Origin of the sequence: Geodermatophilus nigrescens (genome assembly GCF_900129495.1) — a bacterium.
Lineage (GTDB): Bacteria > Actinomycetota > Actinomycetes > Mycobacteriales > Geodermatophilaceae > Geodermatophilus > Geodermatophilus nigrescens.
In genome coordinates this window covers 578,337-600,090 of sequence record NZ_FQVX01000001.1, presented here as the reverse complement: position 1 = coordinate 600,090, position 21,754 = coordinate 578,337, and the positions used below count along the sequence as shown (strand labels likewise).

At 74.8% G+C, this 21,754-nt stretch carries 19 protein-coding genes and 1 tRNA gene; 7 read left to right on the top strand and 13 right to left on the bottom strand.

Annotation, left to right across the window (positions count from 1 at the left end):
* Positions 1-119 precede the first annotated feature (119 nt).
* The 6 genes from BUE37_RS02925 to BUE37_RS02900 all read right to left on the bottom strand — a co-directional run bounded on the left by BUE37_RS02925 (position 120) and on the right by BUE37_RS02900 (position 7,358).
* Positions 120-1,223 (bottom strand): resuscitation-promoting factor, encoded by a 1,104-nt coding sequence (locus BUE37_RS02925; protein WP_073418572.1) that lies wholly within the window; start codon positions 1,221-1,223, stop codon positions 120-122.
* Positions 1,224-1,538: 315 nt separating this feature from the next.
* Complete coding sequence (locus tag BUE37_RS02920) at positions 1,539-2,378, bottom strand: hypothetical protein (protein ID WP_073418571.1); 840 nt, start codon at positions 2,376-2,378, stop codon at positions 1,539-1,541.
* A gap of 27 nt (positions 2,379-2,405) precedes the next feature.
* On the bottom strand, positions 2,406-3,296 hold the full coding sequence (locus BUE37_RS02915) for a TatD family hydrolase (RefSeq protein ID WP_073418570.1): 891 nt from the start codon (positions 3,294-3,296) through the stop codon (positions 2,406-2,408).
* Positions 3,293-5,089, bottom strand: coding sequence for a methionine--tRNA ligase (gene metG, locus BUE37_RS02910; protein WP_073418569.1), 1,797 nt, complete (start codon positions 5,087-5,089; stop codon positions 3,293-3,295). The genes BUE37_RS02915 and metG overlap by 4 nt, the downstream gene beginning before the upstream one ends.
* Before the next feature lie 37 nt (positions 5,090-5,126).
* On the bottom strand, positions 5,127-5,741 hold the full coding sequence (locus BUE37_RS02905) for a hypothetical protein (RefSeq protein ID WP_073418568.1): 615 nt from the start codon (positions 5,739-5,741) through the stop codon (positions 5,127-5,129).
* Positions 5,742-5,843: 102 nt separating this feature from the next.
* A complete protein-coding gene (locus BUE37_RS02900; RefSeq protein WP_073418567.1) occupies positions 5,844-7,358 on the bottom strand; it encodes an amino acid permease in 1,515 nt (504 codons plus the stop codon).
* Between the two features lie 135 nt (positions 7,359-7,493).
* On the opposite strand from BUE37_RS02900, the gene corA reads away from it, so the two are divergent.
* Both corA and BUE37_RS02890 read left to right on the top strand, forming a co-directional pair.
* Positions 7,494-8,585, top strand: coding sequence for a magnesium/cobalt transporter CorA (corA, locus tag BUE37_RS02895; RefSeq protein WP_073418566.1), 1,092 nt, complete (start codon positions 7,494-7,496; stop codon positions 8,583-8,585).
* A gap of 164 nt (positions 8,586-8,749) precedes the next feature.
* On the top strand, positions 8,750-9,673 hold the full coding sequence (locus tag BUE37_RS02890) for a DUF559 domain-containing protein (protein ID WP_073418565.1): 924 nt from the start codon (positions 8,750-8,752) through the stop codon (positions 9,671-9,673).
* 81 nt (positions 9,674-9,754) lie between these two features.
* Here the strand turns inward: BUE37_RS02890 and rsmI are convergent, their stop codons facing one another.
* Positions 9,755-10,591, bottom strand: coding sequence for a 16S rRNA (cytidine(1402)-2'-O)-methyltransferase (gene rsmI, locus BUE37_RS02885; protein WP_073418564.1), 837 nt, complete (start codon positions 10,589-10,591; stop codon positions 9,755-9,757).
* 54 nt (positions 10,592-10,645) lie between these two features.
* Between rsmI and BUE37_RS02880 the strand changes: the two genes are divergently transcribed.
* The 3 genes from BUE37_RS02880 to BUE37_RS02870 are packed head-to-tail and all read left to right on the top strand — an operon-like array spanning position 10,646 to position 14,335.
* Positions 10,646-12,172, top strand: coding sequence for a dolichyl-phosphate-mannose--protein mannosyltransferase (locus BUE37_RS02880; protein ID WP_073418563.1), 1,527 nt, complete (start codon positions 10,646-10,648; stop codon positions 12,170-12,172).
* Positions 12,173-12,214: 42 nt separating this feature from the next.
* The gene (locus BUE37_RS02875) at positions 12,215-13,501 is read left to right on the top strand and encodes an MFS transporter (protein ID WP_073418562.1); all 1,287 of its coding nucleotides are present in this window, start codon (positions 12,215-12,217) and stop codon (positions 13,499-13,501) included.
* Positions 13,502-13,543: 42 nt separating this feature from the next.
* Entirely contained in the window at positions 13,544-14,335 is a 792-nt protein-coding gene (locus BUE37_RS02870) for an enoyl-CoA hydratase/isomerase family protein (RefSeq protein WP_073418561.1), read from the top strand.
* Here the strand turns inward: BUE37_RS02870 and ppk2 are convergent.
* From ppk2 to galU, 6 genes are all read right to left on the bottom strand, one after another.
* On the bottom strand, positions 14,298-15,527 hold the full coding sequence (gene ppk2, locus BUE37_RS02865; protein ID WP_083628438.1) for a polyphosphate kinase 2: 1,230 nt from the start codon (positions 15,525-15,527) through the stop codon (positions 14,298-14,300). The genes BUE37_RS02870 and ppk2 overlap by 38 nt on opposite strands.
* Before the next feature lie 135 nt (positions 15,528-15,662).
* Positions 15,663-15,736, bottom strand: a tRNA-Ala gene (locus BUE37_RS02860).
* 70 nt (positions 15,737-15,806) lie between these two features.
* On the bottom strand, positions 15,807-16,538 hold the full coding sequence (sepX, locus tag BUE37_RS02855; RefSeq protein WP_073419511.1) for a divisome protein SepX/GlpR: 732 nt from the start codon (positions 16,536-16,538) through the stop codon (positions 15,807-15,809).
* 157 nt (positions 16,539-16,695) lie between these two features.
* Entirely contained in the window at positions 16,696-17,265 is a 570-nt protein-coding gene (locus BUE37_RS02850) for a GNAT family N-acetyltransferase (protein WP_281248062.1), read from the bottom strand.
* A gap of 58 nt (positions 17,266-17,323) precedes the next feature.
* Positions 17,324-18,718 (bottom strand): molybdotransferase-like divisome protein Glp, encoded by a 1,395-nt coding sequence (gene glp / locus BUE37_RS02845; RefSeq protein WP_083628228.1) that lies wholly within the window; start codon positions 18,716-18,718, stop codon positions 17,324-17,326.
* Positions 18,719-18,749: 31 nt separating this feature from the next.
* Positions 18,750-19,664, bottom strand: a complete 915-nt coding sequence (galU, locus tag BUE37_RS02840) for a UTP--glucose-1-phosphate uridylyltransferase GalU (protein ID WP_073418559.1) — start codon at positions 19,662-19,664, stop codon at positions 18,750-18,752.
* An 81-nt stretch (positions 19,665-19,745) separates the two neighbouring features.
* On the opposite strand from galU, the gene BUE37_RS02835 reads away from it, so the two are divergent.
* Positions 19,746-20,339 carry a 5-formyltetrahydrofolate cyclo-ligase gene (locus tag BUE37_RS02835; protein WP_073418558.1) on the top strand — a complete coding sequence of 198 codons (594 nt, stop codon included), beginning with the start codon at positions 19,746-19,748 and terminating at the stop codon, positions 20,337-20,339.
* Between the two features lie 46 nt (positions 20,340-20,385).
* Positions 20,386-21,747 carry an SLC13 family permease gene (locus tag BUE37_RS02830; RefSeq protein WP_073418557.1) on the top strand — a complete coding sequence of 454 codons (1,362 nt, stop codon included), beginning with the start codon at positions 20,386-20,388 and terminating at the stop codon, positions 21,745-21,747.
* Positions 21,748-21,754 lie beyond the last annotated feature (7 nt).

The following is a 21,754-nucleotide window of genomic DNA, read 5'->3' as shown; positions in this document are numbered from 1 at the left end:
GCAGGAAGTTCTGCCCGAGCGTCTTGGTGGGACGCAGACCGAGCTGCTGGGCCAGCTCGCGGATGGCGGCGGGGCCCAGCAGCCCGTCGGTCTGCTCGGGGGTGCTCAGCGGCTCGTGCTCAGGAGAACAGGCGGGAGCCGCAGTGCGGCCACTGGCCGGCGCCGGAGCGCGCGTAGAGCATCTGGGCGCGCATGGTCTGCTCGTCGGCCGAGGCCTGCGACGGCAGGCCGCTGCCGCCGACGGCCTGCCAGGTGGCGACCGAGAACTGGTAGAGCCCGTGGTACTTGCCGGTGGAGCTGACCGCGTTGGCGCGGCCGCCGGACTCGCACTGCGCGAGTGCGGCCCAGTTGAGGCCGTCGGCGGTGGCCGGGACGCCGCCGGCCGGCGCCGGGCGCTCCTTGGTGCCCACGCTGACCAGCTCGTCGACCGGCGCCAGGGTGACGGCGGTGTTGAGCTGCTCGCGGGCGGTCTCGACGCCGTCGGTGACGGTCACGCGGAAGGTCGTGGCCTGCTCGCCGGCGACGCCCTCCTGGGTCACGGTCTCCTCGCCCTCGAAGGCGTTCGGGTCCTCGGTCTCGACCGTGCGGAACGGCACCGGGGCGGTGACGACCTGCTCGGTGACCGCGACGCGGAAGACCTGCAGGCGCATGGCGCCCAGCAGCGGCTGGGTGGCGAGGAGGCTGGTGCGGTCGTGCTCCCCGAGGACGACGCCCTGCTCGGCGAGCAGGTCGCCGGCGGTGGCCGCGGTCGTGGTCACCACGCGGGTGGCCCCGTCGACGACGAGGGTGACGGCCTTCGGGGTGGTGATCGACAGCGCCATGCCGTCGAGCGGGAGGCGCTCGCTGCGGCTGGCGGACAGCACCATGCCGTCGGCGCGGTAGCCGAGCTGCTCGAGCGCCTCGTCGACCGACAGGGCGGTCACGTAGACCTCGCTGCTGACGCCGTCGACGGTGAGCTGCAGCGGGCGGGCGCGGTTGACCACGACCGTGTCGCCGTCGGCGACCGCGGCCTCGGCGGCGGGGAGGACGACGTCGTGCGCCTCGGTCTCCAGCCCCTCCTCGGCGAGCACCTCGCCGACGGTGTCGGCGTAGGTGCTGACCTCGCGCACCTGGCCGTCCACGGTGAGGGTGAGCGACTTCTGCGCGGCGTACCAGGCCACCGAGCCGCCCACCAGTCCGGTCAGGACCAGGGCGAAGAGGGCGAGCTTCAGCGTTCGGGACACGGGTCTCTTCCGAGGTCGGGGGCCCGGCACGGGGTCGCCCTCGGGCGGCAGCCTGCTCGGAGGGGACCCCCGGGCCGTGGCGCCACCCGGGAGGGTCCCCATCCCGGTCGGTCACGTCACGATAACGAGCCTGGTGCGTGTGGCAACGGTGCGCACGGAGTCAACCACCGAGGTGAGATGTCGACTCGGCGCCGCGCCGACACGGTGTGTGACGGACGCGCCGGATGGGACGGGTGTGACGACCGCGTTCGGTGAGGTCAGTACGTGACGGAGGTCACGGTGTGGCGGCCGTCGCTCGGGGGCAGAAGGGCCGCTTCAGCCGGCCAGCGCCCGCTCGCTGACACGCACCGGCCGCAGCCAGGTGAGCAGGAACCCGGCGACGGCGAGGCCCGCGGCGAGCCCCGCGAACCCACCGGCGACCAGCGCGACCGGCAGCAGGTCGACGTTCGCGGTGACCCGGTCGCCGAGGTCGATGCCGCCGACCAGCAGCAGCGTGCCCAGGGGCAGCAGCGCCAGCACGCTGGTCGCCGCCGTCACCAGGTGCGCGGTCCAGGTGCGCAGCGCCTCGTCGACCGGCACGTCGGCGCCGTCGGCGGGCAGGGGCCGGGTGAGCGCGCGCAGCAGCGCGACCTCGGCGAGCAGCCAGGTGGCCAGCGGGATGGCGAGGGCCGTCCAGCCGACGGCGTCGCGCAGGTCGCCCTGCTGCCAGGTGACGACGGCAGCGACGACCTCGGCGACGACGACGGCGCGCATCGTCCACAGCAGCCACAGCGAGATCTGCTCGCTGCGCCGCGGCCGGCGGGCGGGCTCGGCCAGGCGCCAGCGCGGCCGCGGGCGCGTGGCCTCGGCGAGCACGACGCCGACGAGCAGGCCCACGATCAGCGCGGGCAGCCAGAGGAACACCGACGCCTCGGCGAACACCGCGATGCTCGCGCCGATGGCGACCAGGCCGAGCAGCAGGCCCAGCCGGCGCACGCGGCGGCCGTGCTGCGCCTGCCGCTGCAGCGTGGCCACGCCCTCGGGCGTGGGGGTGGTGAACTCGATCGCCGCGGACGCGACGGCGCGCCGGCCGGCGGCCAGGGCCCAGGCCCGGGCCAGCAGCACGCCGGGCACCAGCACGGCGATGAAGAGGACGACGGCGATGAGGCGGCCCACGCCGACCAGTGTGCCTCGCTCCGGCGCTCAGCCGGTCGGGTCGGTGCCCCAGGGGCCGAAGACGCGCTCGGCGTTGCGGGTGAGGGCGTCGCACAGCTCCGCGAGCTCCACCCCGGTGACCTCCGCCAGCGCCCGGACGGTGTGCGGCACCAGCCGGGAGGCGTTGGGCCGGCCGCGGTGCGGCATCGGCGTGAGGAACGGCGAGTCGGTCTCCACGAGCAGCTGCCCGACCGGGGTGCGGGCCGCGGCCTCGCGCAGGTAGCCGGCGTTGCCGAAGGTCAGCGTGCCGGCGAAGGACAGCACGAACCCGCGCTCGACGCAGGCCCGCGCGAACGCCGCGTCGCCGGAGAAGCAGTGCATGACCACGTGCTCCGGCGCGCCCTCGTCGTCGACGACCCGCAGCACCTCCTCGTGCGCGTCGCGGTCGTGGATCACCAGCGCGACCCCGTGCTCCTTCGCGATCCGGACGTGCGCGCGGAAGGACGCCTCCTGCGCCGCCCAGCCCTCGGGCCCGGTGCGGAACCGGTCCAGGCCGGTCTCCCCCACCGCGCGCACCCGCGGCAACGCCGCGAGCCGGTCGATCTCGGCCAGCGCGTCGTCGTCGGCGAGCCCCTCCCCGGCCTCGTTGGGGTGCACGGCGACGGCGGCCAGCACCGCCGGGTGCCGGGCCGCGAGCTCCGCCGACCAGCGCGAGGAGGCGACGTCGACGCCGACCTGCACCAGCCGCGGCACCCCCACGGCGGCCGCGGCGGCGATCTCGGCGTCCACCGCCGCGTCGTCCGCGGGTTCGTCGGTGCGGAACCCGTTCAGGACGATGTCGAGGTGCGTGTGGCTGTCGATCGCCGGCGCCGGCAGCGGCTCCGGGGACGGCGGCGGCTCGCCCCGCCGGTTGGCGCGGGACGCGGCCGAGCGACTCACGGGGCGTTGCCCTCCAGCCGGGCCAGCTCCTCGGCCACGATCGACTCGTCGAGCTTGCGGAACACCGGGGTGGGCGGGGACAGCGGCGTGCCCGACGGCAGCGGGCGGGAGGCCCACACCGCCTGGGCGTCGCCGTAGTCGCCGGTGATGACGGGGTAGGGCGAGCCGTCGTCGAGGTCGGTGACCTCCTCCACCCGCGGCGCCGGCGACCACACGCCCGTGCCGCCGAGCAGCTCGTGCACCTTCTGCGCCGAGTGCGGGAGGAACGGGGTGAGCAGCGCGTTGCAGTCGCTGACCGCCTGCAGCGCGGTGTGCAGCACGGTGTCCCGGCGGGCCGGGTCCTCCTTGAGCTTCCACGGCGCCTGGTCGGACAGGTACTTGTTCGCCTCGCCCACGACCCGCATCGCCTCGGTGGCCGCGGCCTTCTGCCGGTTGCGGGCCAGCAGGTCGCCGATCGGCCCGAACGCCGACGACGTCGAGGCCAGCAGCGCGCGGTCGGCGTCGGTCAGGTCCCCCGGCGTCGGGACGGCGCCCACGTTCTTCGCCGCCATCGACACCGTGCGGTTGACCAGGTTGCCCCAGCCGGCGACGAGCTCGTCGTTGTTGCGCCGCAGGAACTCCGACCAGGTGAAGTCGGTGTCCTGCGTCTCGGGGCCGGCGACCGCGACGAAGTAGCGCAGCGCGTCGGGGTCGTAGCGGGCGAGGAAGTCGCGGACGTAGATGACCACCTGGCGGCTGCTGGAGAACTTGCGGCCCTCCATGGTGAGGAACTCGCTGGAGACCACCTCGGTGGGCAGCGCGAGACGGCCCAGCGAGCCCGGGCTGCCGCCCTTGTCGCCCTCGCCGTTGTAGCCCTGCAGCTGCGCGGGCCAGATCTCGGCGTGGAAGACGATGTTGTCCTTGCCCATGAAGTAGTAGGCGTCGGCGTCGGGCGACTGCCACCACTGGCGCCAGGCGTCGGCGTCGCCGGAGCGGCGGGCCCACTCGATGGACGCCGACAGGTAGCCGACGACGGCGTCGAACCAGACGTAGATGCGCTTGTCGGGCCGGTCGCGCCAGCCGTCGAGCGGGATCGGCACGCCCCAGTCGATGTCGCGGGTGTAGCTGCGCGGCTTGAGGTCCTCGAGCAGGTTCTTGGCGAAGTTGAGGACGTTGGGCCGCCAGCCGCGCCGCGAGTCCAGCCAGTCGCCGAGGGAGCGGGTGAACGCCGGCAGGTCGAGGAAGTAGTGCTCGCTCTCGACGAAGCGCGGCGTCTCGCCGTTGATCCGGCTGACCGGGTTGATCAGGTCGGTGGGGTCGAGCTGGTTGCCGCAGTTGTCGCACTGGTCGCCGCGGGCGCCGTCGTAGCCGCAGATCGGGCAGGTGCCCTCGATGTAGCGGTCGGGCAGGGTGCGGCCGGTGGACGGGCTGATCGCGCCGAGCGTCGTCTGCGGGAAGACGTACCCGTTCTTGAGCAGGCCGAGGAAGATCTCCTGGCTCACCTGGGCGTGGTTGACCGTGGTGGTGCGGGTGAACAGGTCGTAGCTCAGGCCGAGGGCCTGCAGGTCGCCGACGATGATCCGGTTGTTGCGGTCGGCGATCTCCCGCGGGCTCACGCCCTCCGCGTCGGCGGCCACGGTGATCGGCGTCCCGTGCTCGTCGGTGCCGCTCACCATGAGCACCCGGTCACCGGCCATCCGGTGGTAGCGGCTGAAGACGTCGGAGGGGACGCCGAAGCCGGAGACGTGGCCGATGTGCCGCGGGCCGTTGGCGTAGGGCCAGGCCACGGCGGTCAGGATGTGCCGATCACTCACGTGACGAGAGTAGTGAGGCCCAGCCACCCGCCTCCCGTCAGGAACGGGGGGCGGTGCTCGACGCCGGAGCGCCGGTGCCCGCGTCGGTCCCCACGGGCGTGCTGACCGCGAGCGCGCCGAGGGCCAGGCCGATGAGCACCACGGTGACCAGCCGGGTGCGCGGGTGGGTCACCGGCGGCTCGGCCGGGCGGCGGCGCGGGCCGGCCGCGGTCCAGGCGACCGTCGCCGGCGCCGAGGTGAGCATGAGCTTGCCGACCGGCACGGCCAGCGCGAGCAGCAGCAGCGCCGGCAGTGGCAGCGTCGTCGGCAGGGCCAGGTCGCTGCCGACGGCGAGGACGGCCAGCGCGGCGAGCAGGACGATCTCGCCACAGGCGACGCCCGCGGGGAGCCGGTGGCCCGAGCCGTCGAGCGCGGCCAGGCCGCCGGCGGCGCACAGCACGATCCAGGCGGCCAGCCCGCCCAGCGCGGCGGCGACGAGCAGGCCCGGGGGCTGCGGGGTCGCCGTCATCAGGCCGTCGAGGCCGGTCAGCGCGCCGGCCAGCAGCCCGACCGCCTCCAGCATGCAGACGGCGGCCAGCAGCAGCACGGCCGCCGGCCGCCGCTGCGGGTCGGCGGTGGTCGGGAGGGGGGCGTCGAGGACGCTGGTCGCCACGGGATCGCTCCTGGCCGGGGACGTCGGTCACCGGTCAGGTCGTCCCGCGGGCGGCGCGGCAGGAGGTCCGCCGCCCCTTGCCTCACCCCTCGGGGGTAGGGGTCAGCGCCGGGCCTCCCGGTCGGCGGCCAGCCGCCGCGCCGCGGCCTCGCCCTCGGCGCCGGCGAGCCGGCTGTGCCGCCGCCCGTAGGCGAAGTAGACGACGAAGCCCAGCGCCATCCAGATGGCGAACCGCAGCCAGGTGTCGGCGGGCAGGTTGAGCATCAGGTAGAGGCAGGCCAGCGCCGAGACGATCGGCAGCACCGGCACGAGGGGGACGCGGAACGCGCGGTGCAGGTCGGGCCGGGTCCGGCGCAGCACGATCACGGCGATCGAGACCAGCACGAAGGCGAACAGCGTGCCGATGTTGACCAGCTCGGCGAGGGTGCCGAGCGGGAGGAAGCCGGCGAGCAGGGCGACGGCGATCCCAGTGCCGATGGTGATCTTGTACGGCGTGCCGTAGCGCGGGTGGACCGTCGCCATCCCCGGCGGGAGCAGGTGGTCGCGGCTCATCGCGAACAGCACCCGCGACTGGCCGAGCATCAGGATCATCACGACCGAGGTCAGGCCGGCCAGCGCGCCCACCGAGATCAGGCTGGAGACGAACGACAGCCCGACGCTGCTGAACGCCTCGGCCAGCGGCGCCTCCGTGGACAGCTCGCCGTAGGGCTGCATGCCGACGACGACGAGGCTGACGGCGACGTAGAGCAGCGTGCAGATGACCAGCGAGCCGATGATCCCGCGCGGCAGGTCCTTGCGCGGGTCCCTCGTCTCCTCGGCCGCCGTCGCCACGATGTCGAAGCCGATGAAGGCGAAGAACACGATCGAGGCGCCGGCGATCACGCCGCCCCAGCCGAAGCTGCCCTGGCTCCAGCCGAACAGCGTCTGGATGAGCGGGGCGTGCCAGCCGCTCTCCCCCGCCGCGGCCGGCTCGGCCGGCGGCACGAACGGCGTGTAGTTGGCGGCCTTCGTGTAGAAGAACCCGAGCACGATGATGAGCAGGACGATGGCGACCTTGATGGCCACGATCACGCCGGTCACGCGGGACGAGAGCTTGATGCCGAGCACCAGGACGCCGGTCATCACCAGCGCGATGACGATCGCCGGGATGTTGACCGTCGCGGTCTCGCCGGCGATGGAGGTCGGCAGCGGGATGCCGATGTCGCCGAGCAGCTGGTTGAGGTAGCCCGACCAGCCCACCGAGACCGTGGCCGCGCCGAGCGCCAGCTCCAGCACCAGGTCCCAGCCGATGATCCAGGCGACGAGCTCGCCCAGCGTGGCGTAGGAGAACGTGTAGGCCGAGCCGGCCACCGGGACCGTCGAGGCGAACTCGGCGTAGCAGACCGCCGCCAGGCCGCAGACGACGCCGGCGATGACGAACGAGATCGCCACGGCCGGGCCGGCGGTGGTCTTGGCGACCTCGCCGGTGAGCACGAAGATGCCGGTCCCGATGATCACCCCGACGCCGAAGACGGTGAGGTCGAGGCCCGAGAGGTTCTTCTTCAGCCGGTGCTCCGGCTCGTCGGTGTCCCGGATGGAGTCCTCGACGGACTTGACCCGTCGCGTGCCAGCGGCCACGCCGTCCTCCTGCTCGTCGCCCGGCGTTCCCGCGCGGCGCCGGTCCTCCGGGCAGCGTGGCACGGGCGCCCCGTGCCCGCACGCCTACGCTGCTGCACGCCCGCCGCGGCGGCGGGGCGGGAGGAGGCGGTCGGGGTGAGCGAGGAACGGACGGGCGCGCCCGGCCCCTACGTGCCCACGACGCGTCCCCGGCCGGCCGGTGCGCCGCGCCCGGCGCCGGCCCGGCCGGACGGGGTGGGCGCCGTCGTCGACTGCGCCGTCTACGTCGAGGGCCGCCGCGAGCCGCCGGTGGACCCGATGGAGGCGCTGGAGGCCGCCGTCGAGCGGGGCGGCTTCGTGTGGCTGGGGCTGTTCGAGCCGACGGAGGAGGAACTCGGCGCGATCGCCGAGCGGTACGGGCTGCACCCGCTCGCCGTCGAGGACGCCGTCTACGCCCACCAGCGGCCCAAGCTCGAGCGCTACGACGACGACCTGTTCATGGTGCTCAAGACCGCGACCTACCTCGAGCACGAGGAGCTGACCGCCACCAGCGAGGTGGTCGACACCGGCGAGGTGATGGTCTTCCTCGGCGCCCACCACGTGATCACCGTGCGGCACGGTCAGCACGGCGACCTCGCCGACCTGCGGCGCCGGCTCGAGGACCAGCGCGACCTGCTGTGCCTGGGCCCGTCGTCGGTGCTCTACGCGGTGGCCGACCTCGTCGTCGACTCCTTCGTCGAGGTGGCCGAGCAGGTGCAGGACGACGTCGACGAGCTCGAGGCGTCGGTGTTCAGCCCGCAGCGCACCGACGACATCGGCCGGCTCTACCAGCTCAAGCGCGAGCTGATGCAGCTGCGCCGGGCGGTCGGGCCCCTGGAGCTGCCGCTGCAGAAGCTGTCGGAGCGGCAGGTCGACGTCGTGCCAGACGCGATGCGCTCGTACTTCCGCGACGTCCTCGACCACGCGATCCGCGTGCGCGACCAGGTGGCCGGGCTCGACGAGCTGCTGTCGTCGATCCTGCAGGCGTCGCTGGCGCGGACGTCGATGAACGACAACGAGGACATGCGCAAGATCTCGGCGTGGGCGGGCATCATCGCCGTCCCGACCGCGATCGCCGGGATCTACGGCATGAACTTCGAGTGGATGCCCGAGCTGCAGTGGCGCTGGGGCTACCCGATGGTCTGGCTGGTGATCGTCGTGGCGTGCTCGCTGCTCTACCGCGGCTTCAAGCGCAACGGCTGGCTCTAGCCCGCGCGACGAGGCATTGGAAGCTATGCGCACGTATCGGAGCCTCTGACGTGCGCATAGCTACCAATGCCTCGACGGTCCAGTCCGGCCTGTGGACGGCGCTGTCGCTCCACAGCTGAGCCGCTGCCGTCCGGCGGCACGGGTCGAGGTCCCACCGTCGCCACATGCAGTGGCGCGAGCACATCACCGAGGTCATCGCGGCGAACGGCGGCATCGCCAGCCGGCAGGAGTTGCTCACACATGTCCCGGCGACCGTGCTCGACGGCTTCCTCGGCCGGCGGACGCTGACCCGCCTCTTCCCGCACGTCTACTGCCTCACCGGCCGGACCGTGGACGACCGCCTGTTGTTGCGCGCGGCCCTTCGGCACGCAGGTCGGGGTGCCGCCATCAGTCACACGTCGGCGCTGGCGGTCTGGGGGCTCGTCGCTCTCCGCCGTCCGGTGCACCTGACCATCGACCAGGCCGCCCGACGCGCGGGCGCGCCCGACCTGGTGATCCACCGACGCCTGCGCTTCCGCGTCGAAGCTCCGCAGTGCGTCCTCCGCCACGGCCTGCCGGTGACAGACCTCGCCCGCTCACTGGTCGACTCGTGGCCGTTGCTGGCGGTGGACGATCGCCGTCCCCTGCTGCTCGACGCCGCGCGCCGACGACTCGTGACGCCGTTCGCACTGCTCGAGGCACTGGGTGAGCGCCCCAACGTCGGCGGTCACCGCGCCCTGGCGCAGGCCATCGATCTCGTGCACGACGGCTGCGAGAGCGAACTGGAGGCACTCGGCGTCCTCGGGGTGTTCCGGCACCGCTCCCTCCCGCCGGGGATCGGTCAGTACCGCTTGGCCCTGCCGCAGGGCGGCATCCGGCTCGACCGCGCCTGGCCGGAGGTCAAGCTGGCGGTGGAGCTCGACGGCGCCCGTCACCACACGTCGCCCGAGGACCGGCAGCGCGACCTGGCTCGCGACGCAGCGCTCGCCGCAGCCGGCTGGCTGGTGCTGCGCTTCACCTACGCCGACGTCAGGCGGAACCCCGAGCTCGTGCGTCGGCGGGTCCTGGAGGTCTACCGGATCCGTCAGGCGCAGCTCCGCGTGGGCTGACGTGGCGCCGGTGAGGCATAGGAGGCAATCCGCACGTCTGGGCGCCCGATACGTGCGGATAGCTTCCTATGCCTGGTCCAGCTACTCCTTGGCGGCGACGACGGCGTCGTAGACGGTGCGGCGCGGGAGGCCGGTGCGGGCGACGACGGCGCGGATCGCGTCCTTGCGGGTGGCCCCCGCGGCCTCCTCCCCCGCCACCAGCGCCGCGAGCTCGGCCGGCGACAGGGACACCGGCTCGGGCACCGCGCCCGCCACCACGAGCGTGATCTCCCCGCGCACGCCGTCGGCGGCCCACTCGACGAGCGCGGACAGCGGCCCGCGGCGGACCTCCTCGTGCGTCTTGGTCAGCTCGCGGCACACCGCCGCCTCCCGCGACGGGCCGAACGCGGCGGCGGCATCGGCCAGCGCGTCGGCCAGCCGGTGCGGCGACTCGAAGAAGACCATCGTGCGGCGCTCGTCGGCGAGCGAGGCCAGCCGCGACCGCCGCTCCCCCGGCTTGCGCGGCAGGAACCCCTCGAAGCAGAACCGGTCGACCGGCAGCCCCGACACCGCGAGCGCCGTCGTCACGGCCGACGGGCCGGGCACCGAGGTCACCGCGACGCCCGCCTCGATCGCCGCGCGCACCAGCGTGTAGCCGGGGTCGGAGACCGAGGGCATGCCGGCGTCGGTGAGCAGCAGGACGGTGGCGCCGTCGGCCAGCGCGGCCAGGAGCCCCGGCAGCCGCTGGCGCTCCACCGACTCGTGGAAGGTCACCACCCGCCCGGTCAGCGTCACCTCGAGGTCGGTGGCCAGCCGGTGCAGGCGCCGGGTGTCCTCGACCGCCAGGACGTCGGCTGTCGCCATCGCCTGGCGCAGCCGCGGGCCGACGTCGCCGGGCTGGCCGAGGGGCGCCCCACCGAGCACGAGCCGTCCGGTCACGGCGTCGAGCCTGTCACGCCGGTGCGCCCGGGCGGCCCACCTACCCTGAGGCGCATGGCGGTCCTGGCTCCCGAGCGCACCGCCGCCGAGCCTCCCGCCGGCCCGCCGCCCGCCCGCCGGCGCTGGCCGCTCCCCCGCCCGCGGGTCGACCGCGTGCCGCCGCTGCCCGGCGACGCGCGGCTGTCCTGGCTGCTCACCGGGCTGCTCGGGCTGCTGACGCTGGTCAGCCGGCTGGTCGGCATCAGCTACCCGCGCACGCTGCTGTTCGACGAGGCGTACTACCCGCCCGAGGCGTGGGACCTGCTGCAGTGGGGCCACGAGTACAACCGCGGCTACACGTTCATCGTCCACCCGCCGCTGGGCAAGTGGCTCATCGCGTCGGGCGAGCAGCTGTTCGGCTACACCAGCCTGGGCTGGCGGTTCCCCTCGGCGGTGGCCGGGGCGGTCACGGTCGTCGTCCTCGCCCGGCTGGCCCGGCGGCTCACCGGCAGCACCCTGCTCGGCCTGGTCGCGGGCCTGCTGCTGGCCCTCGACGGGTTCGCGTTCACGGTCTCCCGGATCGGCCTGCTCGACGTCTTCCTGCAGGTCTTCGTCGTCTCCGCCGTCGCCTGCCTGGTCGTCGACCGCGAGCGCGTGCGGGCCCGCGTGCGCGCGCACCTGCCCGTGCCGGCCACCGGCTTCCGGCTCGGCCCGCGCGGCTGGCGGATCGCCGCCGGCCTGCTCTTCGGCTGCGCCTGCGCGGTCAAGTGGAGCGGGCTGTACTTCCTCGCCTTCGCCGCCGTGCTGTCGCTGTTCTGGGACCGGGCGGCGTGGCGCGAGGCCGGCGTCGCGAACCCGACGGCGACGACGCTGCGCCGCTCGCTGCCCGGCGCCACCTGGGCGCTGGCCGCCGTCCCGGTGCTCGCCTACCTGGCCAGCTTCACCGGGTGGTTCCTCGGCGAGACGGCGCAGGGTCGCTGGTGGGCGCAGCGCAACCCGGAGACGGCGTACCCGTGGGTCCCGGACGCGCTGCGCTCCTGGTGGCACATGCACGCCGAGTGGTGGACGTTCCACAACGGCCTGTCCACCCCGCACCCGTGGGAGTCGGGCCCGTGGACGTGGCTGGTCAACGGCCGGCCCATCCTGCTGTGGAACCCGCAGGGCCTCACCGACGCCGCGGGCGACCAGGTGATCCGCTACATCCTCATGGTCGGGACGCCGACTCTCTGGCTGGCGTTCGCGCCGGCGCTGGCGTGGACGGCCTGGCGGGTCGTCGCGCGGCGCGACCCCGTGGCGATCCTCGTCGCGGTCATGGTCGCCGCGGGCTGGGGCACCTGGTTCCTCAACCCCGAGCGCACGATGTTCGTCTTCTACATGGCGCCGGTGCTGCCGTTCTTCGTGCTCGCCGTCGTCCTGGTGCTGCAGGACGCGCTCGGCCGCCCGGGCGCCCCGCCGTGGCGCCGCTCGGCGGGCCTGGCCGCCGTCAGCGGCTACGTGGCCGTCGTCGCGGGCACGTTCGTCTTCTTCTACCCGGTGCTCGCCGGGCTGCCGCTCTCGCACGCGGAGTGGGTGGCCCGCATGTGGTTCCCCTCATGGTTCTGAGGACTTGAGCCGCCAACTGGTTGCGGAGTACAACCAGAGGACGTGAGCTCCTCATCCGGCACGTGGAAGCAGCCGAAGGCCGTCTACGCCGTCGCCTTCGCCTGCGTCGTCAGCTTCATGGGCATCGGCCTCGTCGACCCGATCCTGCCCGCCCTCTCCGAGCAGCTCGACGCCTCGCCGAGCCAGGTGAGCCTGCTGTTCACCAGCTACCTCGTCGTCACCGCCGTGGCCATGCTCGGCACCGGGTGGGTGTCCAGCCGGATCGGCGCGAAGAGGACGCTGGTCACCGGGCTCGCGGTCATCGTCGTGTTCGCCACCCTGGCCGGGCTGTCGGGCTCCATCGACGGGATCGTCGGCTTCCGCGCGGGCTGGGGCCTGGGCAACGCCCTGTTCATCGCCACCTCGCTGGCGGTCATCGTCGCCTCGGCCACCGGCGGCTTCGCCGGGGCGATCGTGCTCTACGAGGCCGCCCTGGGCCTCGGCATCGCGGCCGGCCCGCTCGTCGGCGGGCTGCTCGGGGACGTGAGCTGGCGGGGGCCGTTCTTCGGCGTCGCCGTCCTCATGGCGATCGCCCTGCTGGCCACCGTCGTGTTGCTCGACGAGACCCCGAGACCGGCGCAGCGGACCCCCCTGTCCGCACCGCTCAGGGCGCTGCGGCACCGCAGCCTGCTGACCATCAGCCTCACCGCGCTCCTCTACAACTGGGGCTTCTTCACGATGCTGGGCTACGCGCCCTATCCGATGGAGCTCGGCGCCGTCGACCTCGGCTGGGTCTTCTTCGCCTGGGGCCTGCTGGTCGCCCTGTTCTCCGTCGTCGCCGCACCCCGCCTGCAGGCCCGCTTCGGCACCGCACCCTCGCTCTACGGCGCGCTCGGCACCTTCGCCGTCCTGCTCCTGCTCATCGGCCTGTACACCGACGTCCGGTGGGCGCTCATCGCCTGCGTCGTCGCCTCCGGCGCCGTCGTCGGGATCAACAACACGCTCACCACCCAGGCGGTCATGCTCGTGGCGCCCGTGGAGCGCCCGGTCGCCTCGGCCGCGTACGGCTTCGTGCGGTTCATCGGCGGCGGGCTCGCCCCGTTCGTCGCGGGGCAGATGGTCGACGCCTGGGACATCCACGTCCCGTTCCTCGTCGGCGCGGGCGCCGTCGCCCTCGGCGTCGTGGTGCTCGCCACCGGCCACCGCGTGCTCACCGCCGCCGACGCCGGCCTCGCCGGCGGCCACGGGCAGCCCGACCCCGCCGACGTCGCCGGTGAGGTGGCCGACGAGTTCGGCGGCGCCCCGGCCGCGGTCGACGGCGAGGTGGCCGCGCAGCACGCCCGCGCCTGAGCAGCCCTACGGTGGGCGGCACCGGCACCGGGGAGGACGACGATGACCAGCCCCACCGACCGCCCGCGGGTGGCCACCGAGCTCGACGGCGACGTCTGGACGGTGACCCTGGACCGCCCCGAGGCCGGCAACGCCATCGACCCGGCCATGGCCGCCGCGCTCGCCGCCGCCCTCGACGCCCGGCCGGCGGGTGCACGGGCGGTGCTGCTGCTCGGCCGCGGCGAGCGGTTCTGCGTCGGCGGGGACGTCCGCGCCTTCGCCGGCGCCGACGACCTGCCCGCCTTCGTCGGCCGCCTCGCCGAGGACTGGCACGCCGTCGTCCGCCGGCTGCTGGACAGCCCGGTGCCGGTGGTCGCCGGGGTCCAGGGCGCGGTGGCCGGGGCCGGCGTGGGGCTGGTGGGGGCCTGCGACGTCGTCGTCAGCGCCCGCTCCACCCGCTTCCGTCCGGCCTACGGCGCGCTGGGCCTGTCCCCCGACGGCGGCAGCTCCTGGGTGCTGGCCCGCACCCTGGGCGCCCCGTTGGCGCTGGACCTGATGCTCACCGACGGCACCCTCACCGCCGTCGAGGCGCACCGGCACGGGCTGGTGGCCCGGCTGGTGGAGGACGAGGAACTGCCCGGCGCGGCGGTCGAGCTGGCCCGCCGGCTGGCCGCCGGCCCGGTGCGGGCCATGGTCCGCACGCGCGGGCTGGTGCGCCGGGCGGCCACGCGCACCGCCGCCGAGCAGCTCGACGACGAGGCGCGGCTGATCGCGGAGTCCGCCGCCGACCCGGAGGGCCGGGAGGGCGTGCGCGCGTTCACCGCGAAGCGGCCACCGGACTTCCGGTCGGCCTGAGCGCCTCGCCGGCCCCCGCCGGCACCACGACGAGCGGGTCCGGCGTGCCGACGACGTCGTCGCGGCGGCCGGTGTAGTCGAGCACCGACAGCACGTGCCGCATGGCCTCGAGCCGGGCGCGCTTCTTGTCGTTGGCGCGCACCACCGTCCACGGCGCGTGCGGGGTCGACGTCGCCGCGAACATCGCCTCCTTGGCCGCCGTGTAGTCGTCCCAGCGGTCGAGGGCGGCGAGGTCGGTGGGCGAGAGCTTCCACTGCCGCACCGGGTCGCGCTGGCGGATGGCGAAGCGGGTGCGCTGCTCGCCGCGCGACACCGAGAACCACAGCTTGACCAGGTGCAGGCCGTCGGCGACGAGCATCCGCTCGAACTCCGGCGCCTCCCGCAGGAAGGCCGCGTACTCCTCGTCGGTGCAGTAGCCCATCACCCGCTCGACGCCGGCGCGGTTGTACCAGGACCGGTCGAACAGCACGATCTCCCCGGCCGCGGGCAGGTGCTGCACGTACCGCTGCAGGTACCACTGGCCCTGCTCGCGCTCGGTGGGCTTGTCCAGTGCCACCACCCGGCTCCCGCGCGGGTTGAGGTGCTCGGTGAACCGCTTGATCGCCCCGCCCTTGCCCGCGGCGTCGCGGCCCTCGAAGACGATCGCCACGCGCCGGCGCTGCTCCTTGACCGAGGCCTGCAGCTTGAGCAGCTCGATCTGCAGCCGGCGCTTCTCCGGCTCGTACTCCCGCCGGCGCAGCAGCTCCGGGTAGGGGTGGTCCTCGCGCCAGGTCTCCGGGCGCGGGCCGTGTCCCGTCGTCCGGCCGCCGGCGAGCACGCCGCCGGTCCAGCGGCCCGGGTCGGGCTCGCGGCGCGGGCGGGGCAGCGCCGCGGCGGCCCGGTGCGGGGCCGGGAGCGCGGGCGGCGGGACGGCGTCGCGCGGCAGGGGCACGACGACGTCGGCGGCGGGGGCGGCGGCGGGGGCGGGTGCGACGGCGGACGGGGGCGCGGCCTCCGGCAGCCGCAGCAGCTCCAGCGGCGCCCAGACCACGCGCGGGGTGCCGGCCCAGTCGACGCGCACGCGCGCGCGGCAGCGGCCGTCGTCGTCGAAGCGCCAGCCCAGCACCTCGGCGGCGCGCCAGGCGCCGTCGAGGTGCAGCTCCGCCGGCTGCACCTCCCCGAGGGAGGCGACCCGGTCCCCGTGTGCCGCCATGCCGATCACGCTAGGAGAGATCGCACCTGCGGACCGTGAGCACCTGTGACGAAGTCGCGGCCCCGCCGATGGCGATCCGGGCCAGGAACGACCGACGCCGCCGGGGCGGGTGCCCCGACGGCGTCGGACTCAGGGTGGAGCTGAGGGGATTCGAACCCCTGACCCCCTCGATGCGAACGAGGTGCGCTACCGGACTGCGCCACAGCCCCTGACGTGCGCCAAGAGTACCGCCCGTCTCCCCCGGGCCGCCGACGGGGGTGGCGGCCCGGGGTCGAACGGTCAGCCGTTGACGACGCGCGGCTCGTAGTAGTCGATGTCGGCGAAGCCGATGTCGTCGTCGTCGAGGCCGACGACGGCGCTGTCCTGCCAGCCGGCCGGCGCCGGGGTGCGGGCGGCGACCACGCGGGCGGGCCGCAGCGGGTGCACCGGCGCGAGCGGCAGGCTCGGGTGCGGCAGGCCGACGGTGTGGTGCACCGGCTCCTCGTCGACCCGGGCGTCGACCCGGGCGTCGACCCGGGCGTCGACCCGGGCGTCGACCGGAGCCGCCGGGCGGGCGGCCGGGCGCGGCGCGGGACGGGCGGCGCCCCGGGCGGCGGTGCGGGCCGCGCGGCGGGCGGCGGCCTGCTCGCGGCGGACCGCGGCGCGCAGCACGGCCAGGTAGCCGACCACCGCGACGTCGAGCAGCCCCTGGGCCACCCACAGCCACGGGCTGACGAGCAGCGCGCCGACCAGGGCCAGCAGCGTCAGCGCGACCAGGCCGGCCAGCGTGCGGCGCCGGACGGCGTGCACGTCGACCCGCAGCTCGCCGGTGCTGCGCAGCAGGTCGCGGTCGACCGAGACGCGCTCGGTCTCCGCCGAGCGCACCGGGTCACCGAGCCGCCGCCGCTGCAGCGTCCGGCCCGGGGTGACCTCCGCACGGGCCACCCTCCCGTCGCCGCGGGTCACCACCATCGGCACCAGCACGACGAACCAGAGAACGACCAGCGCGGCGAGCAGCACGCCTGACCCCATCGAGAACACCACCCGTCACACGAGTCACTTGCCGCGGCAGGTTATGCAGGCAGATCCCCAGGACGAGGGAGGCGCGCGGGCGTGTCGCGGGAGTGTTGCGTGACGGGTGGGACAGGGGAGGCGGCGTGTCGACATGCGGTCGGCCGCTCACCGAGCGTCAGTGGTGTAGGCCCGGACCCCGCGCGAGCCAGGTGGAGAGCACGCCGGCCGGGGCGTCCTCGGCCAGCAGCGCGTAGGACAGGTGGTCGCGCCAGTCGCCGTCGATGTCGAGGTAGCGGCGCAGCAGCCCCTCGCGCGCGAAGCCCAGCCGCTCGACCAGCGCCTGGCTCGGCCGGTTCTCGGGGCGGATGTCGGCCTGCAGCCGGTGCAGCCCGCCCGGGCCGAACGCGTGGTCGCACACCAGTGCGACGGCGAGCGAGGCGAGCCCCCGCCCGGCCACCGCGCGGTCGACCCAGTAGCCCAGCGACCCCGACCGCAGCGCCCCGCGGACGATGTTGTCCACGGTCACCTGCCCGGCCAGCCGTCCCTCCACCCGGACGGCGAACGGCATCGACGTGCCCGCCCGCGCCCGGCGCAGCACCGACCGGCGCATCGCCCGGTAGGCCGCCGGCGTGTGCCGCACCGACCAGGCCACCGGCGCCGACGGCTCCCACGGCCGCAGCCACGACTCGTTGGCCAGCCGCAGCCGGCTCCATTCCACGGCGTCGCCGCGGCCGAGCGGCGACAGCTCGACCGGGCCGTACGCCAGGCGGGCCGGCCAGCCGGGGTGGGGCGTGGGTTCCAGCTCAGCCGCCCAGGAGCAGCGGCATGACGGTCACCAGACCACCCTCGGCGACCTCGGTGACGTCCTCGTCCACGACGATCAGGCAGTTGGCCCGCGCCATCCGCGCGAGCAGCGCCTCGTCCCCGCCGCCGAGGGGCTCGACCACGTAGCCGCCGTCGGGGTGGCGCATGACCTGGCCGTGCAGGTACTGCCGGTAGCCCAGCGGGGAGAGCAGCCGCTCGGCGGAGATCGCCTGCACGGTGCGGCGGAACAGCTGCCGCTTGCCGAGCATCGAGCGGATCGCCGGGCGCACGAACACCTCGAAGGACACCAGCGCCGCGACCGGCTCGCCGGGCACGCAGATCACCGGGACGTCGTCGCGGCCCAGCCGGCCGAAACCCTGCAGGGGGCCGGGGTGCATCGTCACCTGACGGAAGCGCATCGGACCGAGCTCGGCGAGCACCTCCTGCACCATGTCGCCGTCGGCGGAGAAGGTGCCGGCGATGAGCACCAGGTCGCTGCGCAGCAGTTGGCTCTCCAGCACCTCGGTGAGCCGGCGGCGCTCGGTGGGCAGGATGCCCCAGCGGTAGGCGGCGGCCCCGGCGTCACGGGCGGCGGCGGCCAGCGCGTAGGTGTTGACGTCGACCACCTGCCCGGGCGCGGGCTGCGTGGTGATGTCGACCAGCTCGGTGCCGGCCGAGAGCACGGCCACCCGCGGGCGCGGGCGCACCTGCACCCGGTCGCGGCCGACGGCGGCGAGCAGGCTGATCTGCGCCGGCCCGATCGGGGTGCCCACGGTGACCGCGCTGGTACCCGGCGAGACGTCGTCGCCGGCGCGGCGCACCCAGCTTCCCGGCTCGACGCCGGCGTGCACCTGCACCCGCACCATCCCGCCGTCGGTCCACACGCCGGGGACGACGACGTCGGCGCCGGTCGGCAGCATCGCGCCGGTGGCCACCCGCTGGGTGAGCCCGGGCGCCAGGGCGGTCGGGACGGCGGCGCCGGCCACGGTCTCGCCGACGACGGCCAGCTCCACCGGCGCGTCGGGCGTGGCACCGGCGACGTCCTCGGCGCGGGCGGCGTAGCCGTCGACGGCGGCCTGGTCGAAGGCGGGCAGCGCGCGGGCGCTGACGACGTCCTCGGCGCAGAGCAGGCCCTGCGCGTCGAGGACGGCGAGCTCGATCGGCTCGGGCTGGGGCACCGCGGCGAGGATCTCGTCGAGGTGCGCCTCGACGGTGCGCGGCGCCGGCGGCTCGGGCTCGGCGAGGGTGCGGGGTGGCGGCACCGCGCCGCGGTCGATCGCGGCGGTGGCGTGCACGGGCAGCCGCGGCGACGTCGGGGGGTCGACGGTGGCCCCGCTGCGGAGGTCCAGCGCCGTCGTGTCCCGGGGCGCGCGGCCCGCGCCGTTCTCGCTCATCGCCTCGATCGTCCCCCCTCGGGGGGCCGCCTCAGGCCTGCGACGCGCCCTCGGCGGGCAGGTCGGCCACGAACTCGGTCAGCCAGGAGCGCAGCGCGGGCCCGAGGTCCTCGCGCTCGGAGGCCAGCCGGATGACCGCCTTGAGGTAGTCGAGCTTGTCGCCGGTGTCGTAGCGGCGGCCGTCGAAGACCACGCCGTGCAGCGGGTGCCCGCGCTCGACGAGGGTGGCCAGCGCGTCGGTCAGCTGGATCTCCCCGCCGCGGCCGGGCGCGGTCTCGCGCAGCACGGCGAACACCTCGGGCGACAGCACGTAGCGGCCGATGATCGCCAGGCTGGAGGGCGCCTCGTCGACCGGGGGCTTCTCCACCAGGCCGGTGATCGTGACGACGCCCTCCTGGACGTCCTCCTCGATCGCGACCGCGCCGTACTTGTCGATGTTCTCCGCGCCCACGTCGAGCAGCGCGATCACCGAGCCGCCGTGCTCGGCCTGGACGGCGAGCATCTGCTCGAGCAGGTGGTCGCGGGCGTCGATGAGGTCGTCGCCGAGCAGGACGGCGAACGGCTCGTCGCCGACGAACGCCGACGCCTGCAGCACCGCGTGGCCGAGGCCGCGCGCCTCGCCCTGCCGGACGAAGTGCACCTGCGCGACGTCGGTGGACTCCTGGACGGCGGCCAGCCGGCCGGCGTCGCCCTTCTTCTCCAGCGCCGCCTCGAGCTCGGGGGTGCGGTCGAAGAAGTCCTCGATGGCGGCCTTGTTGCGGCCGGTGACCATGAGCACCTCGGCGAGGCCCGCACGGGCGGCCTCCTCGACGATGTACTGCAGCGCGGGGCGGTCGACGACCGGCAGCAGCTCCTTCGGCACCGCCTTGGTGGCGGGGAGGAACCGGGTGCCCATCCCGGCGACGGGGATGACGGCCTTGCGCGCCGGGCGCTGCGGGGTCGACATGGGCGGCAGCCTAGCCAGGCGGGCGCACCGGACGATCCCGTACCGACCCCTCCGGGGGAGGTGCGGCCCTAGCCTGACCGCGTGACCCCGCCGCCGGAGGGAGACGCGGCCAAGGCCGCGCTGCGCGAACGGTTCGTGGCCGCCCGCCTGGACCGCTCCCCCGCCGCGCGCGCGTCCGCCGCGGCGGCGGTCACCAGCGCCCTGCTCGCCCGCCTGGCGCAGGTGCGGGTGCTGGCGGCGTTCGTCCCCGACGACACCGAGCCCGGCGCCGGCCGGCTGCCGGCCGCGTTCACCCAGCTCGGCGCGCGGGTGCTGCTGCCGGTGGTGCCCGACTCCGGGGCCGAGCTGCGGTGGGCGGTCGACACCGGGCGGCTGGCGCCGGGCCGCTTCGGCCTGTCCGAGCCGGTGGGGCCGCGGCTGGGGCCGACGGCGCTGGGCACCGCTCAGGTCGTCGTCGTGCCGGCGCTCGCCGTCGACCGCGCGGGCACCCGGCTGGGCCGCGGCGGCGGCTACTACGACCGCGCCCTGCGGCACGCGCGGCCGGGCGCCGTCGTGGTGGCGCTGGTCTTCGACGACGAGCTGGTCGACGCGCTGCCGGCGCTCGACCACGACCGCCCGGTGACCGCCGTCGTCACCCCCTCCGGCGGCTGGCAGGACCTACCGACCGGTAGGTGACACGGTGGTCGGCGTCCCGTCAGCGTCGACGACAGGAGCCCCGCCCGTGTCACCGGAGATCGTCACGATCCTGGCGCTGGTCGCCATCTTCGCGATCGCCTCGTTCCTGCCGATCAACATGGGCGCCCTCGCCTTCGTCGCCGCCTTCCTCGTGGGGACGCTGTCGGTCGGGCTCTCCACCGACGACATCCTCGGCGGCTTCCCGGCCGAGCTGGTGGTCACGCTCATCGGCGTCACCTACCTGTTCGCCATCGCGCAGAACAATGGCACCGTCGACCTGCTCGTGCGCGGGGCGGTGCGGCTGGTCGGCGGGTACGTCGCGGCGATCCCGTGGGTGATGTTTGCCGTCACCGCGCTGCTCACCGCGATCGGCGCCCTCTCCCCCGCCGCGGTGGCGATCATCGCGCCGATCGCGCTGGGGTTCGCCGCCCGCTACGACATCAACCCGCTGCTGATGGGGATGATGGTCGTCCACGGCGCCCAGGGCGGCGGGTTCTCCCCGATCAGCGTCTACGGCGTGACGGTGAACCAGATCGTCGAGGACGAGGGGCTCACCTCCAGCCCGGTCACGGTCTTCCTCGGCAGCCTGTTCTTCAACATCGCGATCGGCGTCGTGCTGTTCCTCGTCCTCGGCGGCCGCGGCCTCATCGGCCGGCGGGTCTCGGCCGAGGTCCCCGCGCACGTCGGGCACGCCGAGGAGCCCGCGGTGACCGGCCACGGCGCCCCGCCCGGGCCGGCCGTCGGTCCCGACTCCCTGCGCGACGGCGACACGGCCGACGGTGCCGCCGACGACGACGCCGCACCGCAGCGGGTCACCTTCGACCAGGTGCTCACCCTCGTCGGGCTGGTCACCGTCGCCGTCCTGGCGCTGGTGTTCGACCTGGACATCGGCTTCGTGTCGATCACCGTCGCGACCGTGCTGGCGCTGTTCGCCGCCGCCCGGCACAAGGGCGCGGTCAGCCAGATCAGCTGGTCGACCGTGCTGCTCATCGCGGGCGTCCTGAGCTTCGTGTTCGTCCTGCAGGAGGCCGGCACGATCGACTACGTCGGCGAGGCCGTCATCGGCCTGGGCGCGCCCCTGCTCATCGCGCTGCTGCTCTGCTACATCGGCGGGGTGGTGTCGGCGTTCGCGTCGTCGACCGCGATCATCGGCGTCGCCATCGCACTGGCGGTGCCGTTCCTGCAGGCCGGGGAGATCGGCGCCGTCGGCGTGGTGGTGGCCCTGTCCGTGTCGTCGACGATCGTCGACGTCAGCCCGTTCTCGACCAACGGCGCGCTCGTGCTCGCCAACGCGCAGAACGTGGACAGGGACCGCTTCTACCGGCAGATGCTCGGCTACGCCGGGATCGTCGTCGCCGCGGGGCCGCTGCTGGCCTGGCTGGTGTTCGTCGTCCCCGGCTGGCTGTGAGACAGGG

What these genes read in the sequence shown, in the direction of transcription:
- galU (WP_073418559.1), bottom strand. Translation starts at nt 19,664, where the DNA reads ATGTCGACCCCGCAGCGCCCGGCGCGCAAGGCCGTCATCCCCGTCGCC.
- BUE37_RS02890 (WP_073418565.1), top strand. Translation starts at nt 8,750, where the DNA reads ATGCAGTGGCGCGAGCACATCACCGAGGTCATCGCGGCGAACGGCGGC.
- glp (WP_083628228.1), bottom strand. Translation starts at nt 18,718, where the DNA reads ATGAGCGAGAACGGCGCGGGCCGCGCGCCCCGGGACACGACGGCGCTG.
- ppk2 (WP_083628438.1), bottom strand. Translation starts at nt 15,527, where the DNA reads ATGGCGGCACACGGGGACCGGGTCGCCTCCCTCGGGGAGGTGCAGCCG.
- BUE37_RS02880 (WP_073418563.1), top strand. Translation starts at nt 10,646, where the DNA reads ATGGCGGTCCTGGCTCCCGAGCGCACCGCCGCCGAGCCTCCCGCCGGC.
- sepX (WP_073419511.1), bottom strand. Translation starts at nt 16,538, where the DNA reads ATGGGGTCAGGCGTGCTGCTCGCCGCGCTGGTCGTTCTCTGGTTCGTC.
- BUE37_RS02870 (WP_073418561.1), top strand. Translation starts at nt 13,544, where the DNA reads ATGACCAGCCCCACCGACCGCCCGCGGGTGGCCACCGAGCTCGACGGC.